Here is a 16,655-nt window from a genome sequence, read left to right as displayed (position 1 = left end):
GGCCTTGGAAGAGGAGAACGCGAAGCTGAAGAAGCTTCTGGCCGAGCAGATGCTCGATGCGGCCGCACTTCGCGAGCTCCTTTCAAAAAAATGCTAGGGCCCGCCGCCAAGCGCGCTGCGGTCGCGCATCTGCAGGCCGTCATGAGCCTGTCGGAACGGCGGGCCTGCTCGATCGTGGAGGCGGATCGGAAGATGATCCGCTATCGCTCCAGCCGCCCGCCGGACGCAGTTCTGCGTGGCCGATTGCGCGATCTCGCCAACGAGCGGCGGCGTTTCGGCTATCGCCGGTTGTTCGTCCTGCTGCGGCGGGAGGGCGAGCCATCGGGGATCAACCGGATCTACCGGCTTTATCGCGAGGAAGGGCTCACCGTCCGCAAGCGGCGGGCTCGCCGCAAGGCCGTAAGCGGCAAGGAGACCCCGTCTAGCGGAGGGGATGAGCGATCGGCTATCGGCTGCTGAGTTTGTGAGCCGATGTGAGCTTCTATGTCTGCGCCTAGTTCTGGAACTAGAACCTTCCATATGATCGAAGCGGTCGCCGACCGCCTTGAGGGGGCACCGCGGCAGCTTCGCCGACGCTGGTCGGACGAGTTGAAGGCGCAAGTTGTGACAGAGGCACTGGAGCCCGGCGCGAGCGTCTCGGCGATCGCCCGCCGGATCGGCATTCACCCGTCGCAGCTGTTCGCCTGGCGACGTGACGCGCGGGCCGAGCGGCGTCATCGCTCGCGGCACTCGAGTTGCGAGGGTGTGGTGGCGTCGGTGGCGGGCGCGGTGATCGAGATTGCCATTGGCGAGGTCATCGTGCGCGTCGGCGCGGATGTCGACGAGGCGCACTTGCAGCGGGTGCTCCGGGCGGTCGTTCGGCATGATCCCCTCTGGTGTGAAGGCGTTCCTCGCCAGCCATCCAGTCGACTTCCGCAATTATGTGGAGCCCACTATTATGTGGAGTGCGCGGCGGGAAGTTGCTGCCCGCCGCGGTTTTCTCGTATGTTTCACTCCGCATAATTCGGCTTGCGTCCGGCCGCGCTCAGCATGGCCAGTAGCTTGTCGGGCGCCCGGAAGCGGCCGGGCGACAGCATCGGCGGCGTCATGGCGGCGAGCGCTTCGAGCTTCTCCGTCGGATCGGCGCGAAGGTAGACCTCGGTGCTTTGCAGGCTGGCGTGTCCGAGCCATAGCGAGACTTTCCGGACGTCCCGGGTCGCCTGAAGCGTATGCATGGCGCAGGTATGGCGCAGTACGTGCGGACTGACGCCTTTGTCGGCGATCGACGGTGCTCTGCAAGCGGCGGTGGCGACATGCTTGCTCAGGATGTATTCAAAGCCTGAGCGGGTCATCGCCTGAGCACGGGCGTTGCAGAACAACTCAGGAGCGCCGCTGACTGGGCGCACCTTAAGCCAAGCCTTCACAGCTGCGGCCGTCTCCTTCCAGAGCGGCAAGACACGTTCACGTCGGCCCTTGCCCATGATGTGCACGCTGGACATGGTCTGGCGGTCGATCTGATCGAGCTGGAGAGCGACCAACTCCGACACGCGCATGCCTGCGGCGAAGGCCAAATGCAGCATGGCTCGATCACGGATGCCGGACGGGGTGCTCACGTCTGGTGCGTTCAACAGAGCCTGCAGCTCGTCACGGGTGAGATAGCCGACGAGCGCCTGATCGGTCTTTTTCATCGGGATCGCATGGATCCGACGTGATTGGTCGAGGCTGGATGGCACCCTGTATTCCAGATAACGGAAGAACGAGTTTATCGCAGCGAGCCGAGCATTGCGGGTTCGCGCCGAGTTGCCGCGCTGCTTCTCTAGATGCTCTAGGAACGCCAAGATCAGCGGCGCGTCGAGCCGTTCGATCTCGATCTTCGATGGCTTGAGCTTGAGCCGGCCGGCGGCAAATTGGAGCAACAGCTGGAAGCTCTGGGCATACGCCTCGCAGGTATGTTGGCTCGCCCGGCGTTCCTTAGGCAGGTGCTCGCGCAGGAAGCTGCTCAGATAGGGGGCGAGCGCGGTCATGCGGCGCCTCCAATGAGCAATGCCTCGCCGGCCTCGGCGATATGGCCCATCAGGACCGGTGTCGCCTGCAAGTACCAATAGGTGTCGGTCACGTGGACGTGGCCGAGGTAGGTGCTGAGCGCCACGATATGGCGGGCGACCGCAGCACGATCGTGGCTGCACTGCTCCAGCGAGCGGACCGCAAAGGTGTGGCGCAGATCGTGGATGCGCGGATCTCGCCCCGAGTACGCGCCCCTGAGATCGGTTCTATCGAGGAGCTGCAGGAAGATGCGTCGCACGGTGTTGTAGGGCAGCGACTGCCCGGCAACCGATACGAAGAGAGCGCGATCTGTGGTGGTCAGCGACCGCCGGGCGACCAGATATCTGTCGAGCGCCAGCCGAGCTGTTGCGTGAAGCGGCAACAGCCGGCTCTTCTGGAACTTGGTCTGCCGGACGACGAGCCCGTCGGCAGTCACATCGTCGATCTGCAGCGCCAATGCTTCTGCGATCCGCATGCCGGTAGCGGTGAGCAGGCCAAAGAGGGTTGCATACATGGTCGGTCTGATCGAGCCCTCCGGCCGGAGGGCCGCCGCAGCGCGAAGCAATCGAGCGATCTCGTCCGCACTATAGATATACGGCGGTCGCCGCTTGACGACGGCGTGGCCGAGTGCATCCGCCGCCGGAACCTGATGACGCGGATCCTCGGCGTGCATCGCCAGCGCGAACCGCCGCACGGTAAGCAACCGATTGCGGCGCTGCTCCGGTGACGGCGCACGTGCGGCCCATGCCAGGACCCGGGCACTTCTGATGTGCCGGTCGCCGCGCTCTTCGGCGAAGCCGACGTAGCCCCTGAGCAGGATTTGCTGGACGCGGAACTTGAACCCCAGCGACTGCTGCTGGTCCAGATATTTGGCAAGATGTTGATTCAGCATTACGCCTCTCCTGGCCAGGGCTGCGCGATCTGCAGCAGCATCGTTACGTCGACTTTGGCATAGTGCGCGGTCATGTCCGGCGAGCGGTGGCGCAGCACGGCACCAACCGTGTCGAGCGTCGCGCCGCCTCGCAGCATGGCCGTCGCGGCCGAGTGTCGAAGCAGGTTGGCCCCATTCGACGGAACGGTGATGCCGGCCTTTCGTATTGCACAACGCACAACGTCAGAGACTGCGCTCGATCTTGTCAGTGGCCGGATTGGTGCATTCGACATGAAGAAGATTCGACCATCGACGACGTGCGGCCGGGCTTGATCGAGATAAGCGAGCACCGCATCACCGGCGTCCTGCGGCAATGGCAATCTTGTTTCCCGGCGCCCCTTGCCATGAACCGACAGCGTCGCGTGTTGCCAATCAATATCGGTGAGACGAAGAGAAAGAATGTCGCCGGCCCGCAGACCTAGTCGCGCCAATAGTAGCAGGATCGCCCGATCACGCACGCCAGTCGCCGTGGTCTGATCGCACGTTGCAATTAACGTCTCGACATCTGACGAGCCGATGTATCGCGGCAGCGACGACAGTCGCCACTGCGGAATGATTGGCACGGCCTGATCCAGTCCCGCTCGGCACAACCCCCGAGCGCCGAGGAACCGCAGATATCCTCTGAGCGCCATCGCCATCGTCTTCACGGAGGCCAGAGATACCCGCTTCGTTTCCGCAAGGATCACGTCGCGAATGAGTTGGGCATTCCAGCTTGGCGGCTTGCTGCCAAGCGCCGGGAGCAGCCGCATGACCATGCGACCATGTCGACCTATTGTCAGCTCTGTGATACCGCGATGCTGCCACAGCCAGTCCTGGAACTCGACCACCCGCCGGTCGAGCGTCGGCAATGCGAGCTTCGGCTTGCGCGGAACAATTCCGCGCTCACGGAGAAACTCGACGAACCGGCGGACCCGTCTCACGTACTTCTCGGACACGCCCTTCTCGCGACGGATGCCGGGGCATCGACAGCGATGCCGAGCGAACCGATCGGTGACGCCATCATCGATGTCAGCGACTGCGACCTTGGCAAGCGTCAGCCATTCCGCGAGGTGACGGGCTGCGGCGTCATAACCGCTCACCGTCAAGTTCGAATGCCCCAACACCGTCAGATGTCGTGCAAACTCCGTCACCACCGGGGCGAGATCGCCTGCCTCCATGGGGCGACGGCCGTGGCAGCGATTCTCTCTCGACTCGACCATCCTTGTCTCCCTTTCGTTGACATCAAGACACGAAGGGAGGCCTCAGATTATGCGGAGCGAGGAAGAGGGCACCAGGAACTAAACTGTTGATAACGGAGTAGGTCTCGGATCGACCGGCCGCGCACTCCGCATAATCGTGGGCTCCACATAATTCCGCTTGGACGAACCCGCTCCGCGGGAGAGTATCCGCGTTGAGCGCGGTGTATTCCCCTTGAAGCCGGCCAGTGGCTCTGACCCCAGCACCACCCGCACGGCGACGTAATCCACCCCATTCCGGAAGAGCTTGCTGGCAAGATGGTGTTGCTGCCTCGCGGGCAGCGTCCCTCTTGCCAAGGAGTTCGCTATGACCTCGCTTCGGTTACGCATGACGGAAGACATGCAGGTCCGCAACCTGTCGCGACACACGCAAGATTCTTATTTGCTGCAAGTTTCCCAGTTCGCTCGGCATTTCGCTAAATCGCCGGCTTTGCTCGGCCCGGAGGATATCCGCGCCTACCAGGTCTATTTGACGAACGAGAAGAAGCTGGCGCCACGTTCGGTGCACGTGACCGTCGCAGCGCTTCGATTCCTCTACCGCGTCACGCTCGGCCTCGATTGGGATTTCGACCAGATCATTCCGTGCCCAAAGGCGCCAAAGACACTGGCCGTCATTCTCAGCCCCGAGGAGGTGCTGCACTTCCTTGGCTGCATCGAGAGCTTCAAACACCAGGCGATCCTGACGACATGCTATGCCGCCGGCCTACGCATTTCCGAGGCGACCCGCCTGAAGCCTGAAGCCATCGATCGCCAGCGCATGGTGCTGCGCGTCGAGCAGGGCAAGGGACAGAAAGACCGCTACGTCATGCTCTCGGCCAAGTTGCTGGAGGTGCTGACGGGCTATTGGCGCGCCGTGCGCCCCACCGGGGCATGGATGTTTCCCGGCGCCGTTGCCGGAGAACCGATATCGACAAGCGCCGTGGATGCCACCTGCCGCAAGGCACACCGGCGATCTGAACTCACCAAGCCGGTGACGCCTCATTCACTCCGGCACGCATTTGCGGTGCACCTGCTCGAAGCCGGAACCGATCTCCGCACCATCCAGCTCCTGCTCGGCCATCGCAGCCTGTCGACGACCGCTCAATATCTGCGGATCGCTACCAACAAGGTCTGCGCGGCGACGAGCCCGCTTGAACTGCTGCCGCGTCCGATCCCCAAGGCCTCCTCGCCGCCAGCGCCCCAACATTTCTGACGGCCAGCCTCATGGGCCGGTCAGGTCCGGAGGTGGCGGATATATTCCGTCGCTACGGTGCTGCCTGGCGAGAGCAGCACTGGGCCTCGCTATCGACCGAACGACGCGCCGCAATGATGGCCATCGAGCGCTGCCGAACGTCGGCGCTCGGAGGCCATGTCGAACAGTGCGATCGCTGTGGCGAACAACGGATCGCTTATAATAGCTGCCGTTCGCGTAGCTGCCCCAAGTGCCAGTCGCTCGCCCGGGCGGAATGGATCGAGGCTCGGCGGGCGGAGCTTCTCGACACGCAATATTTCCATGTCGTCTTCACCGTTCCCGACGAGATCGCCGCGATTGCCTTCCAGAACGCCAGCACGGTCTACAAGATCCTGTTTCACGCCGCCGCCGAGACGTTGCGGACCATCGCTGCCGATCGGAAGCATCTCGGTGCGGAGATCGGGTTTTTCGCGGTGCTTCACACTTGGGGGCAGAATCTCAGCCATCATCCCCATCTGCACTGCGTCGTGCCCGGCGGCGGGCTGTCGCCGGACGAGAGCCGCTGGGTCGCGTGTCGTCCGGGCTTCTTCCTACCAGTCGCCGTGCTCTCCCGACTGTTTCGGCGGCTGTTTCTCGAAGGTCTGCAAAAGGCATTCGATGCCGGCGGGTTGCGCTTCTTTTCGTCATTGGAACGGCTGCGCGATCCCGTCGCATTCCGGTACTATCTGGATCCCACCCGCCAGCTCAACTGGGTGGTCTATGCCAAGCCACCCTTCGCAGGCGCTGAACGGGTTCTGGAATATGTCGGGCGCTACACACACCGGGTGGCAATCGCCAACAGCCGCATCGTCAATATCGAGGATGGCAAGGTCCGCTTCCGGTGGAAGGACTATCGCGACGCGAACCGGCAAAAGGTAATGACGCTCGCCGCCGGGGAGTTCATCCGACGTTTCCTCGTCCATGTCCTGCCCGAGGGATTTCAGCGTATCCGCTATTACGGATTACTGGGCAACCGCTACCGCAAGCAGAAGCTCGCCCGCTGCCGTGAACTGCTCGGAATGCAGCAGTCTGATACGCCGGTGGAGCCGAAGGAGCGGCGCGACTATCGCGACAAGGTTGAAGAGCTGACCGGCGTTTCCCTGCGGCAATGTCCCTTTTGCCACCAGGGACAGATGGTGTGCATCGAAGTGCTCGCGCCCGTTGCGTCACAAGACCCAATTGTTCTGGACACATCATGATGATCGGGCTTTTCCAACCAGCAATCATCGTCCTTTCCGTCTGCCAACGCAGGCAGCAGGCATTCTATTGTCACGCCGTAGACATCGAGCCGGCCAGGCGTTGGCTTCGCCAATCTTTCCCTCCGCGACGAGATATTCGCCACAGCATTTTTCGCCATGAAGGCCGCAGCGGGCACGTCCCGAGGCCCCACGGACGGCACCATCCGCGGGGATGCAGCATCCAATTTCCATAGCGGCAGTATCGCGCCAGGCGGCTTCGTCCAACACGTTTTTAGCTTACCGGCGCAATCACGACTGTGCACTCTGCAACCTTTGTCCGCGCCGCCAATCTAAAAACGCTCTCTATTGTGGAGCACCACATAACCGCAAGGGTATCGATGGCCTTGTTGCGCTGCAAGGCCGTGGGGATCCGTGCCCCGATCCTGGTCGAGGCGAGGCCCAACGCGCGCTGTCGCTGGACTTCGTCCACGACCAGTTCGCCAATGGCCGACGCTTCCGCATCCTCAACATCGTCGACCACGGACGCCATGCTCGCTTGGTGCAAGGACGCAGCCATCGATTGGCACTTCATCGCACCGGGAAAGCCGATGCAGAACGGCTTCGTCGAGAGTTTCAATGGCCGGATGCGCGATGAGCTACTCAACGAGACCCAGTTCTTTGATCTCGATGACGCCCGCGCCAAGATCGCCAATTGGGTCGCCGACTACAATCTCCAGCGTCCCCGCTCGTCGCTGAAATACCTGCCCCCCGCGGCCTACGCCGCCCACCTCACCGCAACGGACGATCGGCTGCGCAACCCCGACCAGCTCCGCCGATCGTCCGTTGCTCCACCCGCGCCACTTGGCGTACAAAACCCCGAGACTCTAACTGCCGCTGGATGAAAATGCAGTGGCAGGTCAGGCGTGAGGCCCTTCAGGGTCTTCAGCCGCCGACCGTAGTGGTAGGCATTAATGAAGTCGGCAAGATGTGCTTCGAGCTGATCGTGTCGATCGTAATGGTAGCGTTTGACGGTCGCTTCCTTGATCGTGCGGTTCGACCTGGCCATTGTTCCAGGGATGCTTAATCTTAGTCAGCCGATGTTTGACGCCATTCTCTTGGCAGCGCATATCGAACATTATGTGTCACGTATCTTACCATCGGGCCGTCCACGGTAAGCGACGCTCTGACCCCACCTTGTGGAGTGCGAGCTGACGGTAACCGGCGTGAGGCCCCACCTAGCTATCCCCCGGTTAGCGCGCGATACAGCCTGGCATGAGCGGATCAGTGGAGGTGGTGCCATGCTTGATGCCAGGCAGGAAGACGATTCCTATCGTCGCGTCGAGGTGATTACCGGGGAACGTCGGCGACGACGATGGACGGGCGAGAAGGCCCGGATCGTGGCGGAGAGCTTTGAGGAAGGCGTGAACATCTCCTATGTAGCGTAACCGGTATGAGTTCCCACGTCTGCAGTGATTAGCGCGCGCGAGCGTAGCGGGTCGGCATCCAGTACTGGCGCATGGCCTCGATGACGTCCGGAATGTCGGTATGGGCGTTGCGCAGGAATTCCTCGGTCTCGCGGCCTGGCCTTGGCGGTCCAAGGGCGCCCTTGATTTTCGACGCAATGCAGCAGGATGGGCAGGAGCAAGCCGTGGTCTATGTTGCAGATGTCGAGCAGCGGGGCCCATGCCGATCGTCTCAGCCGCATGGCGGATGCCGGAAAAGCCGGTTAATGCCCGGCGATCTCCTCGGTGCCGGGGGCCATCGGCAAACACATAGGCGACCGCCGGCGGCGATGGGCCGCTTATGGGCGATCATCCATCGCATGCGCCCAGAACTGGCAGATACAGGTGCGATGTCGCCCGGGATCGAGCACCGGCATCGGCGTCTCATCGCAGAACAGGCGCGGCGCGGCCTGGATCGTCCGCAGCTGCAGCTCATAAAGACTTTTGAGCCACCATGCCGCACGCTTCACCCAGCCGGCGAGCGTCGCGCGGTCGAGATGGATGCCCTGGCCAGCCAGGATCTGCACTTGGCGGTACAGCGGCAGATACCAGGCGAACTTCGAGACCACGATTTGAGCCACGAGTGCCGTCGATACCATTCCGCCCTCAACCAAACGCAGCAACACCTTCGCCTGGACCACACCATCGGTGCAGCTGCGACAGGCGTACTGGGGACGGATCGTCAGCCCCCGCAGGATCGCCGGGATCACGTCCAACACCTCGCTAACGTCCTCGCCGATCTTGTGAAGCTGACATTGACAGCACGGGCACGCCGTCGCCGCCGGCTCCAGCACCTACTCGCAGCGCGGTAGGTGCTTGGGCAGCGCACCGATGTTGCGGCGCGCCTTCTTGCGCAGCTTGTCGGACGGCTTCGCCGCGGGCGTATCGTCGTTGGTCGGCGCAGGTAGCGTGGTGGCGTCGGTCTCGAGATCGCCCAGCTCGAGCGCCAGTTGGGCAGCGACAATCACCGCAGCCGCTCCGAGCGCTTCCCGAAAATTATCTCCTTGAGCGTCTGCATCGCCACGCGCAGCTTCTCGTTCTCGGCGTCAAGCGCGAGCACCATCTCCGTCAGAGACGCCGGAGAGGCCGGGAGAGCGTCGGGACGAACCGCCATGATCGAACGATACATGCGCGCGCTCCATGCTCTAGCGAAGTCCTCACCTCTCAGCCAACAACGACCGGTTGCTTCACAGGCTTAGGCGAGACACCGTCCACTCCAACCCGCCAAGCAGCATTGCGAGCTGCGTCGTACTTAGATGCACCACGCCGTCGCGGATCGGTGGCCAGGTGAAGCGGCCCTGGTGCAACCACTTCGTTACCAGCACCATGCCGCTGCCGTCCCACGCCAGAAGCTTCACTCTGTCCATGCGCTTGCTGCGGAACACAAAGACGTCGCCGCAATACGCGGTTCGCACGCAGCGCTTCGCTCACCAGCGCCGACAGCGTGTGCACCGACTTAACGTCGCCAGCTCCACTCCGGGCTCGACCCGGATGCGTGCCTCTCCCACCTTGATCTCGATCATCCCGCCAAGCTTGCATGCTCGACGGCTATGTCGCCGCGATCGTGGTCGGGCCAGTGTCGATGAGTCCGCCCGACTGGATCTGTCCGCTGCTCGCCATCGACACCAGGTGCGATCCAATGGTGGCGCAGCCGGTGTCGACGGAGTGACGATTGAGCATTTAGCGGCTTTCAATTACCTACAATTTCTACTCCGACCATAGCCTTCTCCAGAAAGAGACGCGCGTCCTAGGCGGTGACGCATGGATCACTGTCAAGGTTAGCGCCGATTCCGTCACGATCTGTGCCTTGACATCGTCGCACCAATGGCAGCGCCGGGCCCGAGCTCGCAATGCGCAGACAACATCCACGGTCTCGTTGCGATCCACTCTGTTCATGGCGACATACATATTGTGTCCGGTTGAAGACGTCTATGTTCGGAACCCGACCCGCTGAGGCGCAAGTATTCACCGGCGCGGTGCGAAACACATGGTTTGTACCTCTCGCTCGCACAACTCTTTCGGTGGCACGCCAATTGTATAGTATCCGTTACGACCACCGCGGTCTCGCATTCTCTAGCCTAGAGCGTCTCCAGGAACTTGCTCGAGCGATCCAGTAGACGCTGCAGGCCCCAGCAAATTTGATGGCAGCCTCACCGCGAGTTTGAGGTCGGGTACGGCAAAAGAGCTAATGCCGATTTACGCTCAGATCGCCGCAGGGTAGGCAACAGAAGGTCAACATCCCATGACAAGAAGAGCGCTCATCCTGGTTGAAGGCAATACACACGGTACTGGTCTGCAATACGTCCAAGCCGCCCAGCGTCTTGGCCTTCATCCAATCACCCTGTCCGCTGATCCAACTCAGTACGACTATCTCGCGGCGGAAGGAATGGAGGCAATTCGTGTCGATACAAACAATCTCGATGGACTGATCGGCGAATGCTCCCGGCTACGTGTGACCTATGACATTGCTGGCATTACGAGCGCCAGGGAAGCGGTCTATGCGACAGTTGGCAAGCTCTGTCGGCATTTCGATCTACCAGGACCGAACCCCGCATCCGTTGAACGGTGCTGTGACAAATTCACTCAACGTCAGCTGCTCGCGGAGGCTGGCGTTCCCATACCGGCCTATCGTTTGGCATTGGATGCGACGGAGGTAGAAAGCTTTGCCGCCGAGATCGGGTTGCCGGTGATTGTTAAGCCAGCAGTAGGCAACGGCAGCTACGGCGTCCGATTGTGCCGCAGCGTCGATGAGTTGGCCGAACATACGACGTATCTGTTGGGCGGAAAGCACATATGGCGATCTTCGGCGAGAATCCTTGTCGAAGAATTCGCACACGGCCCCTATTATTGCGCCGACATAATGGGAAATGAGGTCATTGGGATTGCCGCCGCTGACTTCGGCCCCCTACCACATTTCGTCTTTAGCGAGACGACCTTTCCGGCCCCACTGAGTGATGACGATCATAAGCGTATCGTCGATGTTTCGCTGAGCTGTTTGCGAGCTCTCGGCCTTGGCTGGGGGCCGACGAACATTGAATTCCGGTGGACGAAGCGTGGCCCAGTCGTCATTGAAGTCAATCCGCGGCTTGCTGGGGGAAGCCATCGTCAACTTGTTCAGCTAGCTTACGGTGTCGATCTCATCACCGAGCACATCAAGCTTGTCATCGGCGAGGAATGGGATTTGCGCAGAAAGCATGCGCAGACCGCAGCTGCGCGGACCTTATATGCCGATCGCGATGGCACCCTCGATTGGATCGATGGCGACAGTCGAGCGGCCGCCGTACCAGGGGTCGCCGAGGTCAAATTCTATGTTGAGCCGAAGATGCCGATCGTCAGGAATGGCGATGATCGAGACACAATCGGCCATATCATCGCCTCTTCCCCCACCCAGGCTCGGACCGAGGCGATACTTCAGCGCGCCGTCGACCTAATCGAGTGGTCGATCACACCATTCCCGACCATTGGCGAACAGGAACAATCAGCGGTCCCTCACCTCCCCGAACCAGACCAGGTGGCGCCAGGTAAAAGGTGATCGTCGCCAAAGGTTGGTGCAATTGAGAGCACGACAGAGCCATGAACGGGCACGAATGAGCTGGCCACTTTGCGGAGCAGGAACCGATGAAAACATCTATGATGCAGGCTTTGATACCGACAGTTTCCGGTGGGCGCCGACCCGTGCGTTTTGGCCACGATAAGATAGCCGATGTTATCAGCGAGACTTTGGAAAAGTTTCCCTCGAACACCGCTGTGCGTACGAGCGAGAGTGGCGACGTAAGCTACCGGACGCTGGGGACGTCCGCGTTCAGCCTTATGGAGGGCTTAGAGGCCGTTGGCGTCCGTCCTGGTGACGCGGTCATTTTCAAACTTCCGCGATCAGTTGAATTGGTTACGGCTGTTCTCGCCACCCAAATGCTGGGCGTTGCCTTCGTGCCTGTTGATCAAGCGGAGTCCGACCAACGATTGGACCACATACTCCGCAACACGAGCGCCCGCGCTATTGTTAGTTTGGACGCAGGCGGTTCAATGCGCGTCGAGTGTATTTCCGGGCACGATGGCGGCAACTCAGCATTTCCAAACATCGCGTACGTCATGCACACCTCTGGAAGCACGGGAGTCCCGAAAGGGGTACCTGTCTCTCGGGCTGCTCTTCTGAATTTGGTCGACTGGTATATTGATATGATTGATTTCTCGGAGGGCGCCAGCATTTCGCAGCTTACGCGGCCAGCATTCGATGTCTCGATTCCCGAGTTCCTAGTGCCGTTTGCGACCGGCGGGACAATTGTCTTGCCCAGCACGCAACTGCAAACACAAATCATTCAAACAATCGAGTTCCTGATTCAAAGCGGCACGAACGTCATTCAGATGGTTCCAACGCTGCTGCGACGTTTCCTTGGAAGTCTCGAACGTCTCCCCCACATGGCGGCACGGTTTACAGATCTCAAATATGTAGTCTGCAATGGCGAATCCCTACCAAATTCAATTAGGCGACGATTCTACTCGGTTCTTCCCAACGCGGCGCTAGTAAACAGCTACGGCCCAACCGAATGCTGTGTTGCCGTTAGTTACCACTATTGCTCCCGCGGTGAGGCAGACCTCCCGATGTTCATCGGAAAGCCAGCGTACAATGTCGATTTCTATGTCCTTGACGAAAACCAGTCCAACGTTGGGCTTGGAGTCGAGGGCGAACTCTGGGTGGGAGGCGTGCAGACGTCCCAACGCTACGTGGCTGACGAAGTCCAATCGAAACTGTGCTTCGTGCCATTCATGACGGCCAACGGCGAGCAAGTGCTGTACCGCACGGGTGATTATGTTGTGGCATCGGAAGAGCAGGGATTGCTGTTTATCGGAAGGAGAGATGATCAGATCAAGTATCGAGGAACCCGATTGGAGAAGGGGGAAATTACCAGCGTGATCGATAAGACGGGCCTATGTACTGATTCAGCAGTGGTCGTGGTAGACGGAGACGACGACGCGAGCCAGGAGCTTGTCTGCATGGTGACGCCCGCGAGTGCCGACGTGGATGAAGTTCACCGGCGGCTATCGGATGCGTTGCCGAAGGATCGTGTTCCGAGGCTCGTTGTGCCTCTTATCGAGCTTCCTTTCACTCCCAATGGAAAACTCGATCAGCGCGCGCTTGAGGGGTCAGCGAAGCAGGCGCTCAGGGCGAATATGCGGCGTGCCGCAGCCCAGGCCGAACATCCACCGAGATCGCCGTTGGATCATCTTCTGGAGGCGGTATACGCCGTCAAGGAAAGATTGGTGTTACCCAGTAGGACAGCTCGGGAGTACGATATTGATTCGCTGAATTTCCTCGAAATACAGCTCAGGTTGGCGGAAAGCGGCTTGATGTTTGGGGATGACGTTTATCGAGAGCAAAATCTGTCGCTTGAGGAGTGGGCAAAGCGAATTCGACCGGTCGATCGCAGCGGATTTCAAGCGGTTGCAATAGGCAACTGCGGAGAAGCTGCCGGATTCAGGGACGAGCTCGCGCAAATTGTCGAACACATTGATGCACGGGCTCCCAGCACGATTGTCTTGCATTCATCGCTTATAGCATTGAAGAACGTGAGGGCGAATGAGGTGGCGTCCATTCTTCTAGAAGCATTAGAGCGCGTCTCGGCTTCGTCCACGGTTATTCTGCCAGCGTTCACGTTGAGCTACTGCGCCACGCGATGCTTTCATTGGACGAAGACCAAGTCCGAGACAGGCGTGTTGGCCGATCTCGTGATGCGATATCTTCCCTCTGGGCGCACTAAACATCCCGCTTATTCGATGGTCGTGACCGGACCGAGAACTGAAGAGTTGTGCGAGACGGACTGGTGGAAATGCAGTCCGTTCGGTGACGACTCAATATTTGGCGAGATAAGCCGCTCCGATGGCTTGATAATCGGCTTAGGCACATCAAGTTTTACCCATGGGCATAGGTGCGAACTCTTAGCGGATGTGCCTTACAGCAAGACAACGAACTTGAGGGGGCTTGCCGACTTCGGAGGAGGCCCGACGGAAGTCTCGACGTCGGTTTATACTCGCGACATTAAGGGCCGACCCGAATATTCGTTCCTCGCGCACGACACTGATCGTGACGTTCGCGAAATGAAAGATGTGCTGCGAGAGTTCGCAATAGCTGGAACCCACGCGAGATTGGTGAACGCAAGAGAGATGGAGTCCAAGCTCGTTCCCGTCATGCGGATTGAACCATATGGGTTCTTACATGAGAGAGCAAGAGCCGAGGCGCAGCGTGCATATCCGAGTTAACACCAACCGCTAGCTTGGACGAAACGCGACATTGTCGCGCCTAAAGGCTTAGAAGTTGAGGTATGATAGCCGGAACGAAGGTTTCATTCTGCCGACTAGCTCAAGTGAGGAAATGCGAGGCGATCGGGTCGCGATTGACCCTCAGTAGTTTATGCGTTTGCTGATGGCCGCTTCGCCGGCAGTCCGACAGCAGTGGTGCTCTACGATGGATATCCGGCGACGGCCCAGTGCCAGCGGCTGGCGCGACTGTTTCGCCAGCCCGTGACTGTGTTTCTTCGCCCCTTGGAAGAGACAGACCATTTTGAAATTCTCTGGTTGACGCAAAACGCCGAACGGGACCTCTGTGGACCTGGAATTTGCGGCGACATACTGGCTTGTTCATGCCGGCCGCGATCGGTTGGATCGAATCTCCTATCACTCCAGGAGCGGGCTTCTTGACGCTTGGCTGCAAGGCGACCGCTATACAAGTCGCGCCTCCGGACATCCATACGACTCCGGCAGATCCGATGGAACATGCCCATGTCCAACGATGCATGGGTGCCCCGGTTAGGGGAGACACGTGGAGGGAAGGGACCAGCCGAGGGGAGCCTGCGCGAGGTCCGGACACAGAGCCGGATTACATTGCCTCCGAATCTCGCGCGGGTGAACGCGGCGGCCAAGCAGGCTGCCCAAACTCGGTTCACGGCCCTGCTGCACCATGTCGACGAAGACGCTCTGCTTCGGGCGTTTCGACGACAAAAGTGGCAGGCTAGCGCTGGGGGCGATGGGGTGACGGTGGCGAAGTACGAAGAAGGACTCGCGGATAATATCCGCGACCTTTGCGCATGCCTTGGGCGTGGCCAAGGGCATGCGACACCGCACTCGCCAGTTGGTCGGCGGTGGCAGAACGCCAGCACGGCGAGCGACATCGGCTGCAGGCCCCCCGCATTTACGATCTCTGGCGGGCGGTCGTCGTTGTCGGTGTTCAGCTGTGTCCGGTTGAAGACGTCTATGTTCGGAACCCGACCCGCTGAGGCGCAAGTATTCACCGGCGCGGTGCGAAACACATGGTTTGTACCTCTCGCTCGCACAACTCTTTCGGTGGCACGCCAATTGTATAGTATCCGTTACGACCACCGCGGTCTCGCATTCTCTAGCCTAGAGCGTCTCCAGGAACTTGCTCGAGCGATCCAGTAGACGCTGCAGGCCCCAGCAAATTTGATGGCAGCCTCACCGCGAGTTTGAGGTCGGGTACGGCAAAAGAGCTAATGCCGATTTACGCTCAGATCGCCGCAGGGTAGGCAACAGAAGGTCAACATCCCATGACAAGAAGAGCGCTCATCCTGGTTGAAGGCAATACACACGGTACTGGTCTGCAATACGTCCAAGCCGCCCAGCGTCTTGGCCTTCATCCAATCACCCTGTCCGCTGATCCAACTCAGTACGACTATCTCGCGGCGGAAGGAATGGAGGCAATTCGTGTCGATACAAACAATCTCGATGGACTGATCGGCGAATGCTCCCGGCTACGTGTGACCTATGACATTGCTGGCATTACGAGCGCCAGGGAAGCGGTCTATGCGACAGTTGGCAAGCTCTGTCGGCATTTCGATCTACCAGGACCGAACCCCGCATCCGTTGAACGGTGCTGTGACAAATTCACTCAACGTCAGCTGCTCGCGGAGGCTGGCGTTCCCATACCGGCCTATCGTTTGGCATTGGATGCGACGGAGGTAGAAAGCTTTGCCGCCGAGATCGGGTTGCCGGTGATTGTTAAGCCAGCAGTAGGCAACGGCAGCTACGGCGTCCGATTGTGCCGCAGCGTCGATGAGTTGGCCGAACATACGACGTATCTGTTGGGCGGAAAGCACATATGGCGATCTTCGGCGAGAATCCTTGTCGAAGAATTCGCACACGGCCCCTATTATTCGGCCGAGATAATGGGAAATGAGGTCATTGTGCTTGGGACCGCTGACTTCGGCCCCCCACCGTATTTCCTCTGTCGCGAGATGGCCTATCCGGCTCCGCTGAGTGACGACGATCATAAGCGTATCGCCGATGTTTCGCTGAGCTGTTTGCGAGCTCTCGGCCTTGGCTGGGGGCCAACATGCATTGAATTCCGGTGGACGAAGCGTGGCCCAGTCGTCATTGAAGTCAATCCGCGTCTTGGGGGGGCGCTCGGTCCTCGAATGGTTCAGCTAGCTTACGGTGTCGATCTCATTACCGAGCACATCAAGCTTGTCATCGGAGAGGAATGGGATTTGCGCAGAAAGCATGCGCAGACCGCAGCTGCGCGGATCTTATATGCCGATCGCGATGGCACCCTCGATTGGATCGACGGCG

Annotated in this window: 15 protein-coding genes and 4 pseudogenes; 11 read left to right on the top strand and 8 right to left on the bottom strand. The window is 60.1% G+C overall.

What is annotated here, in order from left to right:
* Together FNJ47_RS35535 and FNJ47_RS35530 are read left to right on the top strand one after the other, a co-directional pair.
* Positions 1–466 (top strand): annotated as a pseudogene (locus tag FNJ47_RS35535) (IS3 family transposase); the annotation flags it as partial.
* 53 nt (positions 467–519) lie between these two features.
* Complete coding sequence (locus FNJ47_RS35530) at positions 520–1,002, top strand: transposase (RefSeq protein WP_236000280.1); 483 nt, start codon at positions 520–522, stop codon at positions 1,000–1,002.
* On the opposite strand, the gene FNJ47_RS35525 is transcribed toward FNJ47_RS35530, so the two are convergent.
* The 3 genes from FNJ47_RS35525 to FNJ47_RS35515 are packed head-to-tail and all read right to left on the bottom strand — an operon-like array spanning position 990 to position 4,152.
* Complete coding sequence (locus tag FNJ47_RS35525) at positions 990–2,003, bottom strand: tyrosine-type recombinase/integrase (RefSeq protein WP_163160550.1); 1,014 nt, start codon at positions 2,001–2,003, stop codon at positions 990–992. The two genes, FNJ47_RS35530 and FNJ47_RS35525, sit on opposite strands and share 13 nt — an antisense overlap.
* On the bottom strand, positions 2,000–2,914 hold the full coding sequence (locus FNJ47_RS35520) for a tyrosine-type recombinase/integrase (protein ID WP_163160549.1): 915 nt from the start codon (positions 2,912–2,914) through the stop codon (positions 2,000–2,002). Before FNJ47_RS35520 ends, FNJ47_RS35525 begins: the two co-directional genes overlap by 4 nt.
* Complete coding sequence (locus FNJ47_RS35515; RefSeq protein ID WP_163160548.1) at positions 2,914–4,152, bottom strand: tyrosine-type recombinase/integrase; 1,239 nt, start codon at positions 4,150–4,152, stop codon at positions 2,914–2,916. Before FNJ47_RS35515 ends, FNJ47_RS35520 begins: the two co-directional genes overlap by 1 nt.
* A gap of 343 nt (positions 4,153–4,495) precedes the next feature.
* On the opposite strand from FNJ47_RS35515, the gene FNJ47_RS35510 reads away from it, so the two are divergent.
* The 3 genes and pseudogenes from FNJ47_RS35510 to FNJ47_RS35500 form a co-directional block, all read left to right on the top strand.
* Positions 4,496–5,380, top strand: coding sequence for a tyrosine-type recombinase/integrase (locus tag FNJ47_RS35510; protein WP_163160547.1), 885 nt, complete (start codon positions 4,496–4,498; stop codon positions 5,378–5,380).
* A gap of 11 nt (positions 5,381–5,391) precedes the next feature.
* Positions 5,392–6,597, top strand: a complete 1,206-nt coding sequence (locus tag FNJ47_RS35505) for an IS91 family transposase (protein WP_163160546.1) — start codon at positions 5,392–5,394, stop codon at positions 6,595–6,597.
* 389 nt (positions 6,598–6,986) lie between these two features.
* Positions 6,987–7,478, top strand: a pseudogene (locus FNJ47_RS35500) (integrase core domain-containing protein); the annotation flags it as partial.
* Positions 7,479–7,495: 17 nt separating this feature from the next.
* On the opposite strand, the pseudogene FNJ47_RS35495 reads toward FNJ47_RS35500, so the two are convergent.
* Positions 7,496–7,700 (bottom strand): annotated as a pseudogene (locus FNJ47_RS35495) (integrase core domain-containing protein); the annotation flags it as partial.
* A gap of 174 nt (positions 7,701–7,874) precedes the next feature.
* Between FNJ47_RS35495 and FNJ47_RS35490 the strand changes: the two are divergent.
* On the top strand, positions 7,875–8,021 hold the full coding sequence (locus FNJ47_RS35490; RefSeq protein ID WP_430649443.1) for a hypothetical protein: 147 nt from the start codon (positions 7,875–7,877) through the stop codon (positions 8,019–8,021).
* Positions 8,022–8,377: 356 nt separating this feature from the next.
* Here FNJ47_RS35490 and FNJ47_RS51725 read toward each other — a convergent pair whose 3' ends face one another.
* The 4 genes from FNJ47_RS51725 to tnpB all read right to left on the bottom strand — a co-directional run bounded on the left by FNJ47_RS51725 (position 8,378) and on the right by tnpB (position 9,493).
* On the bottom strand, positions 8,378–8,797 hold the full coding sequence (locus FNJ47_RS51725) for an IS66 family transposase (RefSeq protein ID WP_347341754.1): 420 nt from the start codon (positions 8,795–8,797) through the stop codon (positions 8,378–8,380).
* Between the two features lie 75 nt (positions 8,798–8,872).
* Complete coding sequence (locus tag FNJ47_RS51720) at positions 8,873–9,046, bottom strand: IS66 family transposase (protein WP_347341753.1); 174 nt, start codon at positions 9,044–9,046, stop codon at positions 8,873–8,875.
* Positions 9,043–9,207, bottom strand: a complete 165-nt coding sequence (locus FNJ47_RS51715) for a hypothetical protein (RefSeq protein ID WP_236000279.1) — start codon at positions 9,205–9,207, stop codon at positions 9,043–9,045. Before FNJ47_RS51715 ends, FNJ47_RS51720 begins: the two co-directional genes overlap by 4 nt.
* 58 nt (positions 9,208–9,265) lie before the next feature.
* Entirely contained in the window at positions 9,266–9,493 is a 228-nt protein-coding gene (gene tnpB, locus FNJ47_RS35480; protein WP_163160545.1) for an IS66 family insertion sequence element accessory protein TnpB, read from the bottom strand.
* 122 nt (positions 9,494–9,615) lie between these two features.
* On the opposite strand from tnpB, the gene FNJ47_RS35475 reads away from it, so the two are divergent.
* The 5 genes and pseudogenes from FNJ47_RS35475 to FNJ47_RS35450 form a co-directional block, all read left to right on the top strand.
* A complete protein-coding gene (locus tag FNJ47_RS35475) occupies positions 9,616–9,747 on the top strand; it encodes a YecA family protein (RefSeq protein WP_236000278.1) in 132 nt (43 codons plus the stop codon).
* Positions 9,748–10,320: 573 nt separating this feature from the next.
* Positions 10,321–11,610, top strand: a complete 1,290-nt coding sequence (locus FNJ47_RS35470) for an ATP-grasp domain-containing protein (protein WP_163160544.1) — start codon at positions 10,321–10,323, stop codon at positions 11,608–11,610.
* Between the two features lie 86 nt (positions 11,611–11,696).
* A complete protein-coding gene (locus FNJ47_RS35465; RefSeq protein ID WP_236000277.1) occupies positions 11,697–14,333 on the top strand; it encodes an AMP-binding protein in 2,637 nt (878 codons plus the stop codon).
* Between the two features lie 162 nt (positions 14,334–14,495).
* Positions 14,496–14,771 (top strand): annotated as a pseudogene (locus FNJ47_RS54815) (PhzF family phenazine biosynthesis protein); the annotation flags it as partial.
* Between the two features lie 863 nt (positions 14,772–15,634).
* Positions 15,635–16,655: ATP-grasp domain-containing protein (locus tag FNJ47_RS35450; RefSeq protein WP_163160543.1), on the top strand; the 1,021-nt coding region annotated here is incomplete at its 3' end.

It is taken from the genome of Bradyrhizobium uaiense, assembly GCF_010811875.1.
Classification (GTDB): domain Bacteria; phylum Pseudomonadota; class Alphaproteobacteria; order Rhizobiales; family Xanthobacteraceae; genus Bradyrhizobium; species Bradyrhizobium uaiense.
The sequence above is the reverse complement of the archived record's forward strand: the minus strand, read 5'-3'. Positions and strand labels throughout refer to the sequence as shown.

Bases quoted from the DNA above. Each gene is read 5' to 3' on its own strand.
- FNJ47_RS35510 (WP_163160547.1), top strand. From the start codon at position 4,496: ATGACCTCGCTTCGGTTACGCATGACGGAAGACATGCAGGTCCGCAAC.
- FNJ47_RS35470 (WP_163160544.1), top strand. From the start codon at position 10,321: ATGACAAGAAGAGCGCTCATCCTGGTTGAAGGCAATACACACGGTACT.
- FNJ47_RS51715 (WP_236000279.1), bottom strand. From the start codon at position 9,207: ATGTATCGTTCGATCATGGCGGTTCGTCCCGACGCTCTCCCGGCCTCT.
- FNJ47_RS35465 (WP_236000277.1), top strand. From the start codon at position 11,697: ATGAAAACATCTATGATGCAGGCTTTGATACCGACAGTTTCCGGTGGG.
- FNJ47_RS35515 (WP_163160548.1), bottom strand. From the start codon at position 4,152: ATGGTCGAGTCGAGAGAGAATCGCTGCCACGGCCGTCGCCCCATGGAG.
- FNJ47_RS35505 (WP_163160546.1), top strand. From the start codon at position 5,392: ATGGGCCGGTCAGGTCCGGAGGTGGCGGATATATTCCGTCGCTACGGT.
- FNJ47_RS35520 (WP_163160549.1), bottom strand. From the start codon at position 2,914: ATGCTGAATCAACATCTTGCCAAATATCTGGACCAGCAGCAGTCGCTG.
- FNJ47_RS35525 (WP_163160550.1), bottom strand. From the start codon at position 2,003: ATGACCGCGCTCGCCCCCTATCTGAGCAGCTTCCTGCGCGAGCACCTG.
- FNJ47_RS35475 (WP_236000278.1), top strand. From the start codon at position 9,616: ATGCTCGACGGCTATGTCGCCGCGATCGTGGTCGGGCCAGTGTCGATG.
- FNJ47_RS35530 (WP_236000280.1), top strand. From the start codon at position 520: ATGATCGAAGCGGTCGCCGACCGCCTTGAGGGGGCACCGCGGCAGCTT.
- FNJ47_RS35490 (WP_430649443.1), top strand. From the start codon at position 7,875: ATGCTTGATGCCAGGCAGGAAGACGATTCCTATCGTCGCGTCGAGGTG.